This window comes from Phycicoccus jejuensis (genome assembly GCF_000720925.1).
Taxonomy (GTDB): Bacteria; Actinomycetota; Actinomycetes; order Actinomycetales; family Dermatophilaceae; genus Phycicoccus; species Phycicoccus jejuensis.
This window is the reverse complement of the sequence record NZ_JOEE01000015.1, coordinates 1-15,962: the sequence shown is the minus strand read 5'-3', so window position 1 is coordinate 15,962 and position 15,962 is coordinate 1. Positions and strand designations below refer to the sequence as shown.

Here is a 15,962-nt window from a genome sequence, read left to right as displayed (position 1 = left end):
TGTGCGTAGAGTGTCTGATAGAGCATGAGCAGCGCAGGCGCGTCGGGCCTTGCGTACTCAGTCCATCGGTCGTTGAAGCGCACGACGACGCGGCTCTTTCCGGCCACGACAGCGACGTACGCCTGATAGATCGCGGAGACCTGCGCCACGCAGTCGGGTAGGTCCGCGTTGAAGCTCTGCGCCTGCCCCGGAGGGCAGGCACCCGGTGTGTTAGCCATGTCTGCCCTCCGAGGGAGCTATTTGAACAGCTTGCCGATGTCGGCAGCGTTGAGCTGCTTCGGCTGTTGTTCTTTGGGGGTGTTGAGCCGCTTGATCCAATGATCCATGTCGATGTTCACCGAACACCGAACCGCGTAGTTGTAGACCATGAGATCGAGCATCTCGTTTCGACGATGCCGAGGCTTCGTCCACGTTCGAACGGGGAAACCATCTTTGTAGTCCGTCTCCGCGCGCTCAGCGGTCATCTGGTCGATCTTGTCGTCCGAGATGCCCTCATGGATATGCACGTAGCCAGGCCCCACCTTCGCGTTTGCGTATCGCGTGTAGATGGTCGCCTTCGCGTCGTAGGTGCCGACGAGAAACAGCTTCGTCTTGTCCTTGAAGCGCTGCTCCGACTTAATCCAGACTGGCTTCTTGTCGCCGGGCACGCCCTTGTGCGCGTACCAGCGTCGTCCGACCAACAGCCATTTGTTGCTGAAGTCGTAGACCTTCTGCGTGTGCGCGCCCGAGCCCGAGTCGATAGTGGCGGAGAAGATGCCGAGCGTCTCCCCTGCCGCGCCTTCGTGCTTGAAGCCGCTTTCGAGGAACTTCGCGAGTTCGTCCCACGCTTCGTCCGTGTTCGGGCCGAGCTGGATGACGTGATGCTTCAGAAGCCAGCACTCATCGCCCTTGCCCCAGGCCACGACCAGCACTTCGAGGCGGTCGTCCTGCACGTCGACGGCCGCTGTGAGCAGCGCCGCGCGCTTCGGCACGATCTCAGGATCATACTTCTCACGCCTCGACTTCAAGTTCTCAGGGTCCGCGAAGCTCGAAATGTCGCCGCGATACGGAAGACCGAGACGCGTGTTGTAGAAGGTCTGTTCTTTCTCGGGGTTGCCCTCCGAGTCTGACCAGGCCTTCGCGATCTCTCGCATCGAGACCCACGGCGAATACAGCTCGTTGATCCAGAAACCGATCTTCTCGCGCGCAGGCGTCACGCCAGCGTCTACCTTGAAGCATTTGAACGGGGTCGCCAGTCGGATCGGCGTGCCATCCTTCTGCGTGCCGATCACGGTGCCGACTTGATGCCATTCGCCCTCGCGAACGAGACGGCGCTTTGTCATCTCGGTCCACAGCGCACCGCAGTCGTCGCAGTGATAGAGCGCGTCTTCCTCCTGCCCCTTCTTGTAGACGATGTTGTCCCACTTCAGCACTTGCTTGGCGGAGCAATCGGGGCAGGTAACGAGGAAGTAGTGTTGCCGCGTCTCTTTGAAGAGCTGGACGATGACGCTGGTGTCTTCGTGAACCGGCGTCGACACCCACAGGCCTTTGCGGTTGTGGTATGTCGTGCGTCGCTTCTTGGCGAGTTCGACCGGCGAACCTTCCTTCGACGAGCTGAGGGGCCATCGGTCGATCTCGTCGCCCGTAACGACACGGATGGGCCGCATCGCGAGCTTGTTCGGCGTGTTCGCGCCGACGAAATTGATCTGGCCGCCCTTATATTCGGTGCTGCCAGTCATCGCCGCTCTCCACTTCGGCGAATCTCTCACCGTGGTATCGAACGACTCTTCTTGGTACTTGTCGGCCAGGTCTTGCGTAGGCCACGCCGAGAGCTGCGCGCACGGCTCCGCCTCGCAGTAGTAGCCTTGCGCCGCGACAAGGATGGTCGTCTTGCCGACCTGGGACGACGTGATGAAGACGATGTCCTCATTGTCGGGATCGGTGATCGCGTCCATCATGCCGCGTTGGAAGACCGCGTCGCCGATGCGATATGGGCCGGGGCTCGCGGATCGTTCAGGCGGCAGCACTAGGTTCGCTTCCGCCCACTCAGACAGCTTCAGCCGAGGCTTCGGCTTCAATCCTTCGGCCAGCCCTGCGAATAATGGGTCAGCCAGCATCATCTTCTCCGTAGTCGCGCATTGACGTGTAGAGCGTGTGCTGCGCCTGATCGACGCGCGTTTGCACCTTCAGCCGGACCTCGGCTTTCTTGTCGGGGTCCGCAAAGATCGAAGCGATCTCGGCAGGCAAGTTCTGAAGGATCGCCGCGATCCGCGCTCCGGCCTCAATGAACGACGATTGCACCTTCGCTCTTTCGACCAGCTCGCCCCGTTCTCTCTTGGCCCGCGTCTCGATACGCTCGATCTCGGCCTTGATCTTCTGCTCGCGCAGCTCCGTGATGCGGCTTGCCGCCACGAAGTGACTGTTTGGCGACGGCGCGATCTGCTCATTGGGCTCGATACCGAGTGCCTCGCGATCCTCGGGGGAGAGAACCACGTCGGCATTCATCGGCGTCACCTTCGGCGGCGCGATCTTGCCGGTGCCGTTGCCGTATGTTTGTGCGACGACGCGTACGCCGTGCTCGCTCATCTGGAAACCGCGCAACTGCTTGGCCTCTTGCACGTCGTAGAGGTTCGCGCTGTCGGGGTTTAGCTTCCCTTTGCGCTTGAGCTGCGAGATTCGTTGTTCACTCACACCAAACAGTATCGCGAGCTGCTTTGCGGGGAGCTTTCGCGGGTACTGTTCAGCCATGAAGCCACCGCCTCATCCAGACGAGCAGCTTCGGATTGTCGCGGAACAGCGAGACCAGGCCCGCCTCGAAGCCGAGAACGATCTGCTCTTCACGATCCTCTTTATCCCGCTTCAGTCTGCCGAGCCCGTGGTTGTCGAATATGACGTGCAGGCATTCATGCAGCACTATTCCGACGCCGTGACCGGGGCTCGTTAGGTTTCTCGGCCAGATGTTGATCTGGCTGTACTCGAAATCGGCTTGACCGTACTTGTCGTCCGCTCCATCTCGGATGCAGATCGTCCAATCGTAGGCACCGATCTTGATGGTCTTCGGTAGTTCGTTGACGCAAGCGTCAACACCGCCCCGGCGACGAGGCGAATGCGACGTGTTTGCCATGTTCGGGGGCTCCAAAGGGGGTGTTAGGTGACGTTTCTCACGCGTGAGGCGCATAGCTCGCGGGGGCGACCCGTGCGATCAAGAGTGAGCAAATTCGCTAAAACGTTGCCGACTTTCGGGGGCGGCGACTGCCCCCGGTGGGAGGGGGTGTGGCGACAGGGACCCACACCCCAGGGGGTGGGTCGGCGCGGCCGAGATCACGGTTTGTTACAAACGCGAGCAAGTCTCTGATATCGCGGTGTTTCTTGCTCATCACGCTCTATTACAGCGCGATAGCGCGGAGCGTGGCACGCGGCTTGCTTTGCATGCGCGCATTGCATGCCTCGTAAGGCGCGACGCTGGCGCGCGTGGCATGTCGGAGCGCGCTAAGCGAGCGCGCAACACGCAAGAAAGCCAACGAATACAGGCATTAGGGGCGAACTAGACGCTTGCTGTATGCGTTAGGTGTGCTACCTTACACACCTGCCACCGCACACGCGGGGGCGACACGCTCGAAAGGACAAACGCCAATGACCGAATTGAATTTTCGCCCAATGCCAACGCCACCGCGTCGCAAGGCCTATGACATTCGCTTTCGTTGCACGCTCAATGGGTGCGATTGGATCGCCCGCCTTTGGCTACGCGACCCTAGCGAAGCTTTCGACGCAATGTATCGTCGCCTCGCCTTTTCTTCGGTGCGCGGAAATGATCGCCCGCGCTACAGCCGAGACTTCTACCGCGTCGTTTCGTGCAATGTTTCCGCCGACCAATCCCGTCCGGTAGCGTGAACACCATGAACGCAATCAATTTCAGCACAAAACGAGTCGGCGGCTTGCGGTTTATCCGCATTGGCCGGTTTTGCTTTTCGTTCTGCATCGCGAGGGCACGCTAATGGTCCGCGCATACCTTGCAGCACTGCGCGACGCGGTTTGCGTCGCAGTTTCAATCGGTATCGTTATCGCCTTTGCCGCTATCGGTTGTGAAATGAACCGACGCGACTCCTACACTTCGCACAACGTGAAAGGCTTTCGCACGCCTAGCGTGTCGTATGTGTCACCTGACAAATAGGACGAAACCGCGCCTAGCGCGGTCTGGCCGTCACGCGGCCACTGATGAGTCCAAGTCGAAAGGAAACAACGCCATGACTACGCTTTTCCGCACTGAATCGCATGATCCAAAGACCAACGCGCAACGCAACCTTTGCGGTCGCACACATTACGTGGATGACGATAATTTGCGATTCCACAAGTCGCGCGTCATCTCCGCGCGAGTCGTCGACAACGGTTTGCTTTTCGCAATCGTCACAAGCGATGCACTCGACTTTGAGAATCGCAAGCGAGGCTTTCGCTACGTCATATTTGACGTGTTCGGAACTGTGGTTTCGCGTTGCGATCTAGAACACGCGCGCCGCACATCAGAGCAAGCCACTAAAGATATGTGGGATTGCTTGAACACGCTTGATGCTAAGGCGATCACTCGCGCGGCAATCGAGCGCGCAGAACGTAACCACGCAAACGAAATGGCCGACCTTCGCGCCAAGTTGGAAGGTTGAGCCAATGCCTGAATTTGTCTTGAACGATACCCCCGCGCCGCGTGCTTACGACAAGCTTTCAACGTTCGCGAAGGCATACGTAGAAGCCGTGTTTTTCACCAATGGCGACACGGGCGACGACAACGAGTCGCGGTTGAATGATTTGGGAGTCGAGAGACTCACGCGCGAAGCAATCCGCGACATTGCGAGCGATTGCGACTCGTTTCTCGGTTTCATCATGCCGGATGGCTGTTTCGTCCGGCAATGGCTCGACCGCTTGGCCGAGTCGCATGGCTACTCCGAAGAGCAGGCGGGCCATGACTTTTGGTTTTCGCGTCAAGGCCACGGCGTTGGCTATTGGGACCGTGGTTTAGGCGACGCGGGCGACGCGCTCCACAAGGCCGCTAAGACGTTCAGCGAAGCTTACTGCGAAGTCTATCGCGGTTGGATTTACCACCGCTAACCCTAGAAAGGAAAACACGCCAATGCCTGCACTCAATTGGAATCACAGCAATGTGCGCGAGGTCGCAGACCTCTTGACTCGTCTCAATCCTAGCTTCGCTTTCACTGTTGATAGAGGCGTGGAGGTAATCAAGCGTCACGTTGAAAGTAACATGACTGCTCCGGGCTATCTCTCAATCTACGGATACTGCGCAACGGTTTGGGCTGATGACGATTACAGCCTCCACGTCAAAGTGACGGTTGAACCGTACACCATAGCGAAATTCTTGGAATCGCAACGCTAGGACGAAACCGCGCCTAGCGCGGTCTGGCCGTTACGCGGCCACTGATGAGTCCAACGAAAGGTACTAACGCCAATGCTAACGCCAGAACAAGCCGCCGACATCCGCGCCAGGGATGAGGCTTTGCACGCGTGGATGAAAGCACGCAAAACGAATAGCTATCATCCCTCCGAACTGCCGCCCCATATCAACCCGCCGACCAATGACGAGCGCGGCCAGGTCGAGCTATTCGAGTTTATGCGGGACATACCGGAACGGTATTTCCTCTATATCAACGCAAAGACCAATACCGCCACAACGTGGAACGGGGAAAGGCTTGGCTCCGCGTCGTTTGGTCGAGAGTACCGCGACAACTTTGGCGGAAAGCGTGTCCCGGTAACCGTTCGCGCGATCAACGGCGCAACCTATCACGGCACATACTTTAAGAGCGCGGGCGACTATGCGCGCGTCAAGAAAGCGAAGGGTTGAGCCAATGGCAACCTTCGACACTGTCACGGGGACCGCGCCTAGCTATTGGGCGTCGTATTTCATCAATGGCGACGCTTCCGGAATGGAAGATTCCGAAATTGCACAAGCGGACAAGTTCGCCGCGTGGTTAGGCGGTTCAATCGTTAGCTGCGACGACGCGGGATTCATGCGCTGGCATGACGCGGCGCAGTTCGGCGTTCTCGCGAGCGATTGCCGAACCTATACCGCGCTAATCGAGAGGGATTGACCAATGCAAAAGTATCGCGCCGACAAATCGGAACATATGCCCGATGGATCAACCGCGTGGTTTGCGGTGTGGATGGGTGGCCCCACATTGGCGAAGGTCGAGAACTGCCGACTCGATAACATGGCGGGCGACATGCGCCGCACTGTTTACGTCACGGGGGAGCCCGACACGTATTTTTCCATTCCGGCTGTCTGTAGCGTCGCGGGTTGTCGCGTTAGAGGCTATCTCACGGGCGACGACAACGGGAATTACGTTTTCCGCCATTGCTACTACTAGGACGAAACCGCGCGCCAGGTAGCGCGGTCTGGCCGTTACGCGGCCACTGATGAGTCCAAGTCGAAAGGTACTAACGCCATGAATCCCACTGTTTACATTGATGGCCGATTGGCCGACCATATCGGCGCAATCGGTTTGCGCGAGATTGCCAATCGTGTTTCAACGCTCGCGCTACAGCCGGTTGACGTTATGACGCATGGCGAGTCGCGATATCACTCTGACAAGCGCATTACTGGCGCGGTAGAAGCGAAGAAGGCCTAACGAGATGACAAACCGCGATTTTGCTATGACGTGCTTTGCCCTCGCTTGCTTGCCATGCGCCGATAACGGCGCGGGCGATTCGTGCGACGAACCGCCATAGCTTTGCCCTAGCGTTGCGACGCTAGGGTTTAAGCCGAAAACGCCGCTAGGGAGTTGATCCTTAGCGGCGTTTTTTTTCGTCCAATTCCGCGCCGCTCATTCGCTCAACCCGCCCCAATGGTACGAAATACCGGGCGACGGATTGAGCGCATGGGCGCGCGCCTAATGCGATCCTAGAGGCATGTTGCACTTTTATCGAAATGCCACACCGCGTTTTCGGCCGAGTGGCCGCGCATACCTCGGCGATTGTGGCTTTTGAGCACTGACGAGATCGCACTGTCATCAATCCGCCCAACTGCGATTTTGGCGATCTCCAAAACCAACATGCTCTCGAAAAAAAATTTTTCCGCGCGTGCGTGCGCGTGCTCGCGCGAGCGGACGGGTTGCGACCCGCGACGGGGTATTCGACACGTCGCTCCCGCCAGCGCCGTATCTACTCATCGTCGCGGGTCGCACAGAGCCAGGAGAGCATGACCCCCGTCTGCTCGTATCCTGGCGAGCCAATCGCTTGGCTCCACGCGCCTCAACGCGTGCTGTTTGGGTGAGCGGCATGGATCGTGAAGCGCATCGTTCATAACGGTGATGCACAGCTCGTTTGGGGTATGAGCTGATGATCCCTGTGAGCGCAGTTCTCTCGCCCTTGATCCATGCCACTCAGCTCGTTTCGCAGAACGTGAATTTTTGGTTTTTCGTTCTGCGAATTTTCGTTTTCTCGTTCTGAGAAAAGTCGTTCAGAGGGGGTATCGAATTGCACGGGGATGGCGAGGCCGCACCGACCTTCATATGGCGGGTGCCCTCACCTTGCCTGCTATTCCCCGAATAGCGCCCATCCGCGACACGGCGCTGACCTAGCGCATAGTGGATGGCCCTGAACACACGTGACGCACGCGGCCGTGGTCTACGGCAACGCCTTTATGGTCAGAGGCATGAGGGGCTCTTGTCTGTGTATCAGGCCAGGTTGTTGAGCTGCGCAGCGTCGAACTGCGCGAACACGTCCTTCAACCAGCTTCGCGTGTAGCCGCGCAGCACGAAGGACGCCTGGCTTCCGATGAAGTCGTGGAACGGTTGCGCGACCGCGTCGACGGCCTTCGCCGCTTCCCCATCCAGCCGGGGAATGTTGAGCGCGCCAGCCGGTACATCGTACGCGGTGTCGTCGATATGGTTCGCGAGCACAACGTGCTTCGATCCTGCGAGCGCTGCCATCACGGGCTTGATCTCGTCGAGCGATTGCGTCGCAGGACCGACGACATGCAGCACAGTGATGCGCAGCTTGTTCTGCTTCGCCGCGTCGAAGAAGCCGACAACGTCGAGCGTCTTCAGCGTGGGCGACAACAGACCGGCGCACACGTCGACGACGGTCACCTGGGTCGATGCCAGGTCGTCGAACACCTTGACCTGATCGGTCGACTTGGTGATGTCCACGATCTGCGCGCGGCCAGGAAAGAAACGTTGCAGGCCGCCGCTCGGGGATTGCGTGTCGAACGCGCGGAAGTCGATGCCGTTGGCACCGTAGTAGCCGAGCAGTGCGCGGCTCAGCATGGTCTTGCCGACGCCACCTTTGTCAGCGCCGACGAATACCAGATGCGGGATGTTCATGGGGGTCTCCGGTTATGTGCCGCTCGCCGCTTTCGCGCGGATCACGGCTTGTTCGAGTTCGTGCATGAGCACCGGCCCCAACTGCGTCGGGATCGCCGAAGCAATGTGGTACGTGCTCGGGTTGCCGGGCCGGATCATTTCCTTCGGGATGATCGGACCCCACAATGTTCTGATCTTGCCGCTCTTGTTGTGCTTCCCGATACGCTTGACGATCTCGGTGGCACCGTTCTTGAAGCGGATAACGAACGCACCCTTGAAGCGCTGCGAGCGATTCCAAGGCTTGGCGCTCGGGTTCTTCTTGCCTGGCGTCAGCGACCGCGCGAAGTCGCTCACCTTCATCGCCTTGTCGCTCGCAACGATGCGATAGAACAGGCGATTGGGATGCGCGCGATCTGCGTGAACCGCTTTCATCACGCGTCCGTACTTCGCACCCGTCGTTTGGACGAGGTCGCGACGAACAGCCGTGAGCAGCTTGTCGCCGAGCTTGTTGATCGCGTTGTAGAGCGCGCGGTGTTTGACCTCGTCGCCGTACACGTTGAACGCCACGGTGAGGCGCTTCATCGCGTCGGTCAAGTCGACATAGATCACGCCGCCATGTGACTGCGTGTATGCCGACGCGGGCATCGGCCCCTGTGACGCGCGGTATATCTTCGTGGGGCCGGTGTAGTTCGTTTGCGTACCGGCCATCATCTCACCTTGAAGGCGGGCGCTTCATCAGCGTCGAGCGCCCCACGCTGCGCGCGATGTTGCGCGCGTCGAGCTGCAACGTCTTCACGAAGCGTTGCGCGTTCTGACGAGCGGCGTCGAAGTTGCCGGTGCGAACGTTCTTGATCGCCTGCGCCGTGAGATCGCGGCGCTTTCCGCAGTTGCATCCCATGACGGGCTCCTAGTGGAAACGCGAAACCCCGACGCACTGAAGCGCCGGGGTTCGGAATGTCGGCCAAGGCCGGGGTCGGTTCAGACTAGGCGATGCCGGGTAACTCTCGTTCCGGCCCCTCGCCCATTTGTCCGTATGGGGAAAATAGGCAGTTGACATCCCAACGTCAACTTTTTCCCCTCACAAACTTCCCTCGGCCGGCTTGTCAGGTCACGCTGCTGACAATCCCTTTTGGATCAAGGACTTGGTCCGCAATCCGTGCATCAGCGAGGCCAGGTTCCGCTTGAGATCGGCCTGGGTGCCGTTGTTGTCGACCACGTAATCGCACATCCAGGGCTCGATTGTGAGGGACGTGCGGGGCTCGCGGTATTCGAGGCGCTCGCACGCGTCGATCCAAATCGAGATGTCGAACACGCTGGCGTTCCGCAGGGCGTGAAACTCGCGGGCGTTCCTGTTGCCGACGTAGAGATCGTACTTCGCGAAGATCGCGCGACCCAACTTCGTGAGATCGGCCGCATTGCTCTCGGCGATCAGATTGAACCACGTCGAGCGCTCGTTCGCGCGGTCATCGTAGCACTCTTGCGCCGAGGCATACTTGCCGGGGTACTTCTCGCAGAAGTACGGAAACACGACACGCTCTGCCATGAACCAGCTCGACGAGACGAACGTCGCGCCATAGTGATCGCGCAGAATTTCAGCGGCAGTGTCTTTGCCGTGTCGGCCATGACCGACCACCATCATGCGGTACGGGAAAAGCATGGATCAGAATCCGAACATGCGGTAGAGGTCGTATCCGCGACCCTGCTTGCAGACCTGGGTCCGCAGATAGCCTGCTCGAGTCTTGATGTTCGTGTCGACAAAGGGGATCGACATGATCGTGCAGAACAGCTCGTCGAGTGTCTTCAATGGTGGTCTCCGGGTTAGTGGATGAAGCAGAGGGCGAAGAGCAGGACTTGAAGAACGATCAGTCCTGCGGCGAACGCGACCGTTTTGACAAAGCGCTGCGTGGCGACCATGTCGTCGAGATCGCGGGCGTATCCAGACCAGCGCATCAGCGTCGGCGTCCCTTGCGGTTGGCGCGGCCTTCGTTCTTGCGTTCGCGCTCTTGCCGCAGATACAGCGCGAAGTCGGGGTTGATGTTCTCGTACACGTCGACCAGGCGATGCAGCGCGTAGCGGACCATGATGCCAGCCTGCTCGGGCGACCATCGCCATCGCTGCGCAATGGTGCCGACCGTGTGTTCGCGGATGAGCAGATCGCGGAGCAGCTCGCGTTGGACGCGGTCGAGTTGATCGTCGACACGCTTCAGCGCGAACGCCGCGTTCAGCATGCGGTCGCTCGGGTCCTTCGGCGCTCCGCCGCAATCGCCCTTCGAGTGCATGCGTCCGCCGTTGATGCCCTCTTGGTCGAGCATGCGGCGATCCTCCGGCGAGAGAGGCACGGCCATCATCAGGTGATTGATCGTCGCCATCGTGTTCGAGCCGACCGGCGAGATCGCGAAGTAGTCGCCAGCGTAGTATTCGGCCGCCATGAACTGCGCGTCGCTGATCTTGTCCTTCACGCGATAGCGCAGATAGTCGATGGGACGGCCGTAGTCCTTGCGGGTCGCCAGGGCGACGCCCTCGGCGGTGCGGACGCGGACCAGCACGGAGTCGGGATCGGTGCCGTCGAGCACGGCGCGCATCGGATCGGTCATCAGAGGCGATTGTCCGTGTCTGCCGGGGGCTCGGCGGCGTCCACGACCGCCTCGTACTGCTTCAGCTCTTCGGACGCGTTCGCCAGGGCGGGGCAGCGGTCGCAGTATTCCGAGTTGAGGCGCGCAACGCGTGCGTGCTCTTCGAGCGCCGCTTCGATCACGTCCGCGCTGCCGCTCACGAAGACGACCTCACGGTTCTCGAAGGTGATGGCGGTGTTCTGCCGCATCTCGCCGGTCTCGCGATCTGACCGCTCGTAGCCGACCATAGACACGATCAGCTCGGGTCGCCGGATCACGACCGGGTTCCCTTTCGGTGTGGTGAATTGGATGGACAAACGGATTGCCTCGATGTTGGGGGTACGGTAGGTCTGTAACCTCCCATTCCTCACACCGTCAATTAAATCTCCCTCCCTGGCTGAACGACTGACCGACTGAGAGGCCGAACGCCTGACCGCCTCACAGCCACCCGCTGAGAGCCTGACCGCCTGACCGGCCTCCCAGGACCACCAGCCGCCCCGGCTCAACGCCTGGCCTCGGCATCAGGGCTCCACGGCCCCACAGCAACGGAGAGCACGATCAGATCGGGGAGACCCTCCGCCGCTCAGACGGTCAGACCCTCCATCAAACCTACCCTCCGCCCTCCCCCTAAAGGGGGAAGGGCCGGAAGGTCGGAAGGTTTGAAGGTTTCAGATCGGAAGGTACGGAAGGTTTAAAGTCGGAAGGTCATCGACCGATTATGCTTTCAGATCAATACGTTGCCGCGATTGTAAACCTTCCGCTCGCGCCGATTTTGACCTTCCGATATCGGTAACCTTCCAAACCTTCCACCGGAAGGCCGGAAGGTCAAAGTGCTTTTTTTGTTGTTTATCAATACGTTAAACGAAATGACGACCTTCCGACCTTCCACTAAACCTTCCGGATTGGAGGGTCTAATGGAAGGTCATCGGAAGGTCGTTCAGGCCTTGGCGAGCTGGATGAAGCACCAGATCGCGAGCGCGCCAGGGATGGCGAGGCCGAGGGCGAAGAGAGCCAGGAGCGCCATCGGTCAGGCCTTGTCGGCGGTCAGGCGCTCGGCCCAAGCCACCTTGTGGCGCTTGCCGCTCAGCGTGACGTGGGTGGTTCGGGCGGTGGGCTTGTGGACCTGCCACCACATCCAATGACCGATCCGGTCTGTGCAGGCCTCATCGCGGTACGCGACGACGTTGTTGCCTTCGCTGCCAGGCTCCCGGCGCAGGTAGACAGTGGTCTCCATGTTGTCCTCCCTCAAGAGCGCGTGGCGTCGACCCACAGGGCCACGGAGACCCGCGTGAGCACGTAGATGAGCATGGGGATCGAGAGCCCCAGGATGCAGGCCGAGGCGATCACCGGCCAGCCGGTCGCGACGCTGGCGAACGCGTAGGCGTTCATGCAGGCGGACACGATGAGGGTGCCGATGATAGTGGGGCCTGCCCACGTCATGATCGCCTTGCGGAGCGATTCGGTCGTCGTGCAGAGCTGGCCGAGTTCGAGCGCGATGAAGCCGAGGTCGATGCCGACGGCCATAGCCCAGGCGTGCGCAGGATCGCTGTGGGTGAGCGCGCCGATCCCGGCCGCAAGATGGGAGAGCGAGAGTCCCATCAGCACCAGGGCGACGCCTGCGGTGCCATAGGACGTGTAGCGCTGGCGGGTGAGCTTGCGCTTCCAGGCGGCGCTGCGGACGGGAGGGGTGGAAGGCGCAGGCTTGTCGGCCTTCGGCCGTCTGGCGGGCTTCGGGAGCGCGGTGACGGTGGCGTTCATTGGTGTCTCCCTTAATCGAAGATTATCATGGAGGGGCGGCTTTCGACGCCGTCCATCTTGGCCTGAATGTCCGGATCGGTGAACTTCAGGGTTTTGATGTCGAGATGACCGAAGTCGGAGAGCACCTTTACGGGAAACTCTTCGATCTGCCACGCGTGAAGATCGGCGAGGCGCTTTCCGTTCTCCAAATAGCAGCGGGGGTGAGCGTAGTGGCGCGTCCCGTATTTAACCATCGGGCCTTTCCACTTTTCGCAGAAGCGGCATGTCGTCATTGGCGTTTGTCCTTTCGGGTTGGCAATGTCAGATGACATACCTTACCGCCTCACACCCGTCAAGGGGTTACGCCTCTTGACACGTCGGGCAACTCACGGGTTCAATATCACCATCGCGAGACGCATACGAAAAAGCCGCCCCGAAGGGCGGCTATCGTTTTAGTATTTGTCCCAACACTCACAGTTCGCCGCGCGAGTGCCAGGCGGCCCGTTGCACTTCCAATACGGCGGACAAACCACTTCAGGCGGCGGCCGTTTGTCGTCCTTGGTGCAGAACGCTATCAAGGGCTCCGCAGTCAGAACGATGACCGCGATCACCGCGTAGAATATCCAGAACACCCGGAGGACCGGATCGTTGAGCGCGGCGTTGAGCGAGTTGCGCGGCAGGCTGACGATATCCTGCTTCAGTCGACGTTGATATTCGTTCACGGTGGTCTCCTATGATCGGGGTTTGAACACAAGCATGCTCGGCTTGCCTCGTTGCGTCACGTAATGCAGCGATCCGTTCGCCTCGGGCACGAAGCGCTTGACCTCGTCGCCGCCGAACACACGGCGCTTGAACGCCCTGGCGTAGTTGTCCGGCCCGGCCTCGTCGTAGATGTCCTGCATCGCCTTCACTTCGAGGCGCACCATCTCGGCGTCGGCGTGGACCTCTTTGCCGACGAGCTTGCCGATCTTCTGCACGGCCTTGATGATCTTCGCGCAGAGCTTCAAGCGGCTGTTGTCGTCGGAGCGATTCACTTCGGGCGTCAACTCGTCCTTGGTTGTGGGGGCCTCTTCGTCGACGACGCCGAACGCGGAGCCCTCGGACGGCTTGTCCTCGACCTCGACCACGACCATTGATGTAACGGGGTTGCCCCACTTGTTCTTGCCTAGCTCGACCTCTTCAAGCTTGAACTCGAAGCGGCCTGACTTCCCCGAGTCGCGCATCTTCGGCATGATGATCGCCGAGTGGCTCTTATGCTTGAGCGAGAGCCCGTGCTTCTTCTTGGCCTGGTCGGCGTTGACGATCTCAAGGTTGAAGTCGACATCGGCGAAGATCGCCGAGCTGCCGCGCGCACCGAGCGACGTGTCCTTGCCGGAGTGGTGAACGATGATGATGCAGATGTCTAACTCGACGGCCAGCTCGCGGAGCATATCGAGGATCGGCTGCATCTCGCGCGCCGAGCTTTCCTCGGCACCCGCTACGGCCTTCGCGAACGTGTCGAGGAACAACAGACCGACTGAAAGCCCCTCGCCTTCAAGCATCGCGTTCGCTTCCTTGACGGCCTTGCGCAACGCCCTACGCGCGCCCTTCGGATCGAGCGCGAAGTTCGGAACGCCGTCGCGGAAGATGAGCGCATCGTGCTTGGGCTTGTAGCGGTTCGACCAGGCGAGCGCGCGGCGATTGATGCCGCCGTGGCCTTCGCCGACGCAGTAGAGAACGCCGCACTGTTCGACGTTGCGGCCGAACCACTCCCACCCTTCGGAGAGCTTGCCGCCCATGTGGAATGCACTGAACGTCTTACCGGCATTCGACGGAGCATGAAGCATGCCGACCATACCGCGCGTGCAGATATTCTCGACCATCCAGTTCGGATCGGCGTAGATCGCGACACCAGACATGCGGCGCAGCGTGCCCTTCGGCTTGGCGGCCTTCTCGGCTTCCTTCTCTGCGGCGACCTCGCGCTCGTACTCGGAGTCTTCGTCATCGTCGACGACAGCGCCGAACGCCTCGCCGGTCGACGCCTTGCTGAGACCCTGGTTCTTCAGCCACTCGCGAGCGGTCTGCCGGTTGTCGTATTCGCCGGAGCGCGGCTTGCTGTCGACGAACTCGCCAGCACCCTCGAAGGCCAGGAAGAACGACGCCAGGTGTTCGGGCGGCATCTGCGGCCACTCGCGCATGACGTGGCGCGCAGCCTTGAAGCGGTTGTCGGAGCAGTCGTCGCCGGGCTCGTTGTAGAGCGACTTGAACTCGCTGTTCTCGGCTTGCAGCTTGTCGAAGTCATACTCGCCGAGCGGCGCGCACAGCTCTTCCCATTCGGGAATGTCCGCCTCGTCGATCTGCTTGATGATCTCGCGCTCTTTGGAGATGGGGATATCTTCCCCCACTTCCGCCGAGGACGTGCCGATCAGCTCGACGATGTAATCAGGGAGCGGCGGGATCGTGCCGTTGGTGTAGGCTTCGATGAACGCCTTGAGCGCGGCCTGGTCTCCGTAGCGCTTGCCGTCCTCACGGAGCGAGCCAGGCGCAACGAACTGACCGCCGCGCCCTCGCACGTCGCAGCCGTACTGCTTCTTGAGCGCGCCAGCGCTATTCGTGAAGGCGTTGTCGGGATCGCTGAAGATGTAGTGGCGGCCACCCGATTGTGTCGTGATGATCTGCGTGCCTTCGGGCACGCCGCCGTGCTCGTCGAAGAGCTTGCCGATCAGCTCGGGACCGTTGAACTTGGTGTCGGCGTCGATCACGACCAGGCGCGCAGGCCCGCACGCTACGGACGGAACCGCATCTTGGTTCGGGTGACGCCACATGCGCTTGACGATGTCGGGATCGGTCGTCGCGCCGACGAAGACTGTGAGCTGCTTGTTCCCTTCCTCGCGTGCCTGCTCGATAGCGGCTTCGCGATCCTCGGGTTTTATCTCGGTGTCTCTGCGATTGTAGAGCTTGACCAGCGGCACCTTTCCACTGGACGGGAACACGGGGATGCCGTTGCGCGCGAGCAACATCGCGTTGTGCTTGTTCTGTACGCGGCGCGCATCGTCCTGATTTACCATTAGCCTTCCCGTGACGCGGATGTTATTGAGTCGCCGACCGCATTGCTGATTGGCGTTGGCAGCGGTCCCTTTCGGCAGATCGGCCGTATCTGGGTTGGTTCCTAGATACGGCCGATCAGTTAGATTGGGGGTCGTAAGGTGCATGTCATCTCACGCGCCTTACAAGCCTGTCAATTAAATAGCCCCGCTTAGACGTGAGCCGCCGCCCGTCCCCTCTCGTTGGTCGGCTTCTCTCTATATCTTGCCACCGCTGCGAGCGCGTTGTGCTTCGCCCACAGGAACTT

18 protein-coding genes are annotated in these 15,962 nt (G+C 60.3%); 4 read left to right on the top strand and 14 right to left on the bottom strand.

All coding sequences use genetic code 11. The annotated features are described in order from the left end of the window. Positions 1 to 236 precede the first annotated feature (236 nt). From IG69_RS0118825 to IG69_RS22300, 3 genes are read right to left on the bottom strand one after another with little or no spacing between them, the layout of a single operon-like run. The gene (locus tag IG69_RS0118825; protein ID WP_078625700.1) at positions 237 to 2,099 is read right to left on the bottom strand and encodes a phage terminase large subunit family protein; all 1,863 of its coding nucleotides are present in this window, start codon (positions 2,097 to 2,099) and stop codon (positions 237 to 239) included. After that, entirely contained in the window at positions 2,086 to 2,727 is a 642-nt protein-coding gene (locus IG69_RS0118820; RefSeq protein WP_030529709.1) for a V-type proton ATPase subunit C, read from the bottom strand. Before IG69_RS0118820 ends, IG69_RS0118825 begins: the two co-directional genes overlap by 14 nt. Further along, complete coding sequence (locus IG69_RS22300) at positions 2,720 to 3,103, bottom strand: hypothetical protein (protein WP_096772437.1); 384 nt, start codon at positions 3,101 to 3,103, stop codon at positions 2,720 to 2,722. Before IG69_RS22300 ends, IG69_RS0118820 begins: the two co-directional genes overlap by 8 nt. 1,120 nt (positions 3,104 to 4,223) lie before the next feature. Here IG69_RS22300 and IG69_RS22295 point away from each other — a divergent pair. The 4 genes from IG69_RS22295 (at position 4,224) to IG69_RS0118805 (ending at position 6,071) form a co-directional block, all read left to right on the top strand. After that, positions 4,224 to 4,634: a hypothetical protein gene (locus tag IG69_RS22295; RefSeq protein ID WP_096772439.1), complete on the top strand. Its 411-nt coding sequence runs from the start codon at positions 4,224 to 4,226 to the stop codon at positions 4,632 to 4,634. 4 nt (positions 4,635 to 4,638) lie between these two features. Next, positions 4,639 to 5,076, top strand: coding sequence for a hypothetical protein (locus IG69_RS20555; protein ID WP_050513934.1), 438 nt, complete (start codon positions 4,639 to 4,641; stop codon positions 5,074 to 5,076). Positions 5,077 to 5,491: 415 nt separating this feature from the next. Next, on the top strand, positions 5,492 to 5,824 hold the full coding sequence (locus tag IG69_RS22290; protein WP_124884950.1) for a hypothetical protein: 333 nt from the start codon (positions 5,492 to 5,494) through the stop codon (positions 5,822 to 5,824). 4 nt (positions 5,825 to 5,828) lie between these two features. Further along, positions 5,829 to 6,071 carry a hypothetical protein gene (locus tag IG69_RS0118805; RefSeq protein ID WP_030529706.1) on the top strand — a complete coding sequence of 81 codons (243 nt, stop codon included), beginning with the start codon at positions 5,829 to 5,831 and terminating at the stop codon, positions 6,069 to 6,071. Between the two features lie 1,584 nt (positions 6,072 to 7,655). Here IG69_RS0118805 and IG69_RS0118800 read toward each other — a convergent pair. The 11 genes from IG69_RS0118800 to IG69_RS0118745 all read right to left on the bottom strand — a co-directional run bounded on the left by IG69_RS0118800 (position 7,656) and on the right by IG69_RS0118745 (position 15,678). After that, a complete protein-coding gene (locus IG69_RS0118800) occupies positions 7,656 to 8,303 on the bottom strand; it encodes a P-loop NTPase family protein (protein ID WP_030529705.1) in 648 nt (215 codons plus the stop codon). A 12-nt stretch (positions 8,304 to 8,315) separates the two neighbouring features. Beyond that, entirely contained in the window at positions 8,316 to 8,891 is a 576-nt protein-coding gene (locus tag IG69_RS0118795) for a hypothetical protein (protein ID WP_157577732.1), read from the bottom strand. 103 nt (positions 8,892 to 8,994) lie between these two features. Next, complete coding sequence (locus tag IG69_RS0118790; RefSeq protein WP_030529703.1) at positions 8,995 to 9,180, bottom strand: hypothetical protein; 186 nt, start codon at positions 9,178 to 9,180, stop codon at positions 8,995 to 8,997. 210 nt (positions 9,181 to 9,390) lie between these two features. After that, positions 9,391 to 9,939 carry a hypothetical protein gene (locus IG69_RS0118785; protein WP_050513935.1) on the bottom strand — a complete coding sequence of 183 codons (549 nt, stop codon included), beginning with the start codon at positions 9,937 to 9,939 and terminating at the stop codon, positions 9,391 to 9,393. 292 nt (positions 9,940 to 10,231) lie between these two features. Next, positions 10,232 to 10,876 carry a hypothetical protein gene (locus tag IG69_RS0118775; RefSeq protein WP_030529701.1) on the bottom strand — a complete coding sequence of 215 codons (645 nt, stop codon included), beginning with the start codon at positions 10,874 to 10,876 and terminating at the stop codon, positions 10,232 to 10,234. After that, the gene (locus IG69_RS0118770; RefSeq protein WP_030529700.1) at positions 10,876 to 11,172 is read right to left on the bottom strand and encodes a hypothetical protein; all 297 of its coding nucleotides are present in this window, start codon (positions 11,170 to 11,172) and stop codon (positions 10,876 to 10,878) included. The genes IG69_RS0118775 and IG69_RS0118770 overlap by 1 nt, the downstream gene beginning before the upstream one ends. A gap of 749 nt (positions 11,173 to 11,921) precedes the next feature. Further along, positions 11,922 to 12,128 carry a hypothetical protein gene (locus tag IG69_RS0118760; RefSeq protein ID WP_030529699.1) on the bottom strand — a complete coding sequence of 69 codons (207 nt, stop codon included), beginning with the start codon at positions 12,126 to 12,128 and terminating at the stop codon, positions 11,922 to 11,924. Between the two features lie 11 nt (positions 12,129 to 12,139). Continuing rightward, positions 12,140 to 12,652: a hypothetical protein gene (locus IG69_RS0118755; protein WP_030529698.1), complete on the bottom strand. Its 513-nt coding sequence runs from the start codon at positions 12,650 to 12,652 to the stop codon at positions 12,140 to 12,142. A gap of 11 nt (positions 12,653 to 12,663) precedes the next feature. Continuing rightward, entirely contained in the window at positions 12,664 to 12,963 is a 300-nt protein-coding gene (locus tag IG69_RS0118750; RefSeq protein ID WP_096772854.1) for a hypothetical protein, read from the bottom strand. Positions 12,964 to 13,083: 120 nt separating this feature from the next. After that, on the bottom strand, positions 13,084 to 13,353 hold the full coding sequence (locus IG69_RS22285; protein ID WP_096772853.1) for a hypothetical protein: 270 nt from the start codon (positions 13,351 to 13,353) through the stop codon (positions 13,084 to 13,086). Positions 13,354 to 13,362: 9 nt separating this feature from the next. Continuing rightward, complete coding sequence (locus IG69_RS0118745; RefSeq protein ID WP_031027987.1) at positions 13,363 to 15,678, bottom strand: AAA family ATPase; 2,316 nt, start codon at positions 15,676 to 15,678, stop codon at positions 13,363 to 13,365. Positions 15,679 to 15,962: the final 284 nt, after the last annotated feature.

Excerpts from the sequence above, each read along its gene's own strand:
- IG69_RS22295 (WP_096772439.1), top strand. The coding sequence starts at position 4,224 with ATGACTACGCTTTTCCGCACTGAATCGCATGATCCAAAGACCAACGCG.
- IG69_RS20555 (WP_050513934.1), top strand. The coding sequence starts at position 4,639 with ATGCCTGAATTTGTCTTGAACGATACCCCCGCGCCGCGTGCTTACGAC.
- IG69_RS22300 (WP_096772437.1), bottom strand. The coding sequence starts at position 3,103 with ATGGCAAACACGTCGCATTCGCCTCGTCGCCGGGGCGGTGTTGACGCT.
- IG69_RS0118800 (WP_030529705.1), bottom strand. The coding sequence starts at position 8,303 with ATGAACATCCCGCATCTGGTATTCGTCGGCGCTGACAAAGGTGGCGTC.
- IG69_RS0118790 (WP_030529703.1), bottom strand. The coding sequence starts at position 9,180 with ATGGGATGCAACTGCGGAAAGCGCCGCGATCTCACGGCGCAGGCGATC.
- IG69_RS0118825 (WP_078625700.1), bottom strand. The coding sequence starts at position 2,099 with ATGATGCTGGCTGACCCATTATTCGCAGGGCTGGCCGAAGGATTGAAG.
- IG69_RS0118755 (WP_030529698.1), bottom strand. The coding sequence starts at position 12,652 with ATGAACGCCACCGTCACCGCGCTCCCGAAGCCCGCCAGACGGCCGAAG.
- IG69_RS0118820 (WP_030529709.1), bottom strand. The coding sequence starts at position 2,727 with ATGGCTGAACAGTACCCGCGAAAGCTCCCCGCAAAGCAGCTCGCGATA.
- IG69_RS0118750 (WP_096772854.1), bottom strand. The coding sequence starts at position 12,963 with ATGTCATCTGACATTGCCAACCCGAAAGGACAAACGCCAATGACGACA.
- IG69_RS0118775 (WP_030529701.1), bottom strand. The coding sequence starts at position 10,876 with ATGACCGATCCGATGCGCGCCGTGCTCGACGGCACCGATCCCGACTCC.
- IG69_RS22290 (WP_124884950.1), top strand. The coding sequence starts at position 5,492 with ATGAAAGCACGCAAAACGAATAGCTATCATCCCTCCGAACTGCCGCCC.
- IG69_RS0118745 (WP_031027987.1), bottom strand. The coding sequence starts at position 15,678 with ATGGTAAATCAGGACGATGCGCGCCGCGTACAGAACAAGCACAACGCG.
- IG69_RS0118785 (WP_050513935.1), bottom strand. The coding sequence starts at position 9,939 with ATGCTTTTCCCGTACCGCATGATGGTGGTCGGTCATGGCCGACACGGC.
- IG69_RS0118760 (WP_030529699.1), bottom strand. The coding sequence starts at position 12,128 with ATGGAGACCACTGTCTACCTGCGCCGGGAGCCTGGCAGCGAAGGCAAC.
- IG69_RS0118805 (WP_030529706.1), top strand. The coding sequence starts at position 5,829 with ATGGCAACCTTCGACACTGTCACGGGGACCGCGCCTAGCTATTGGGCG.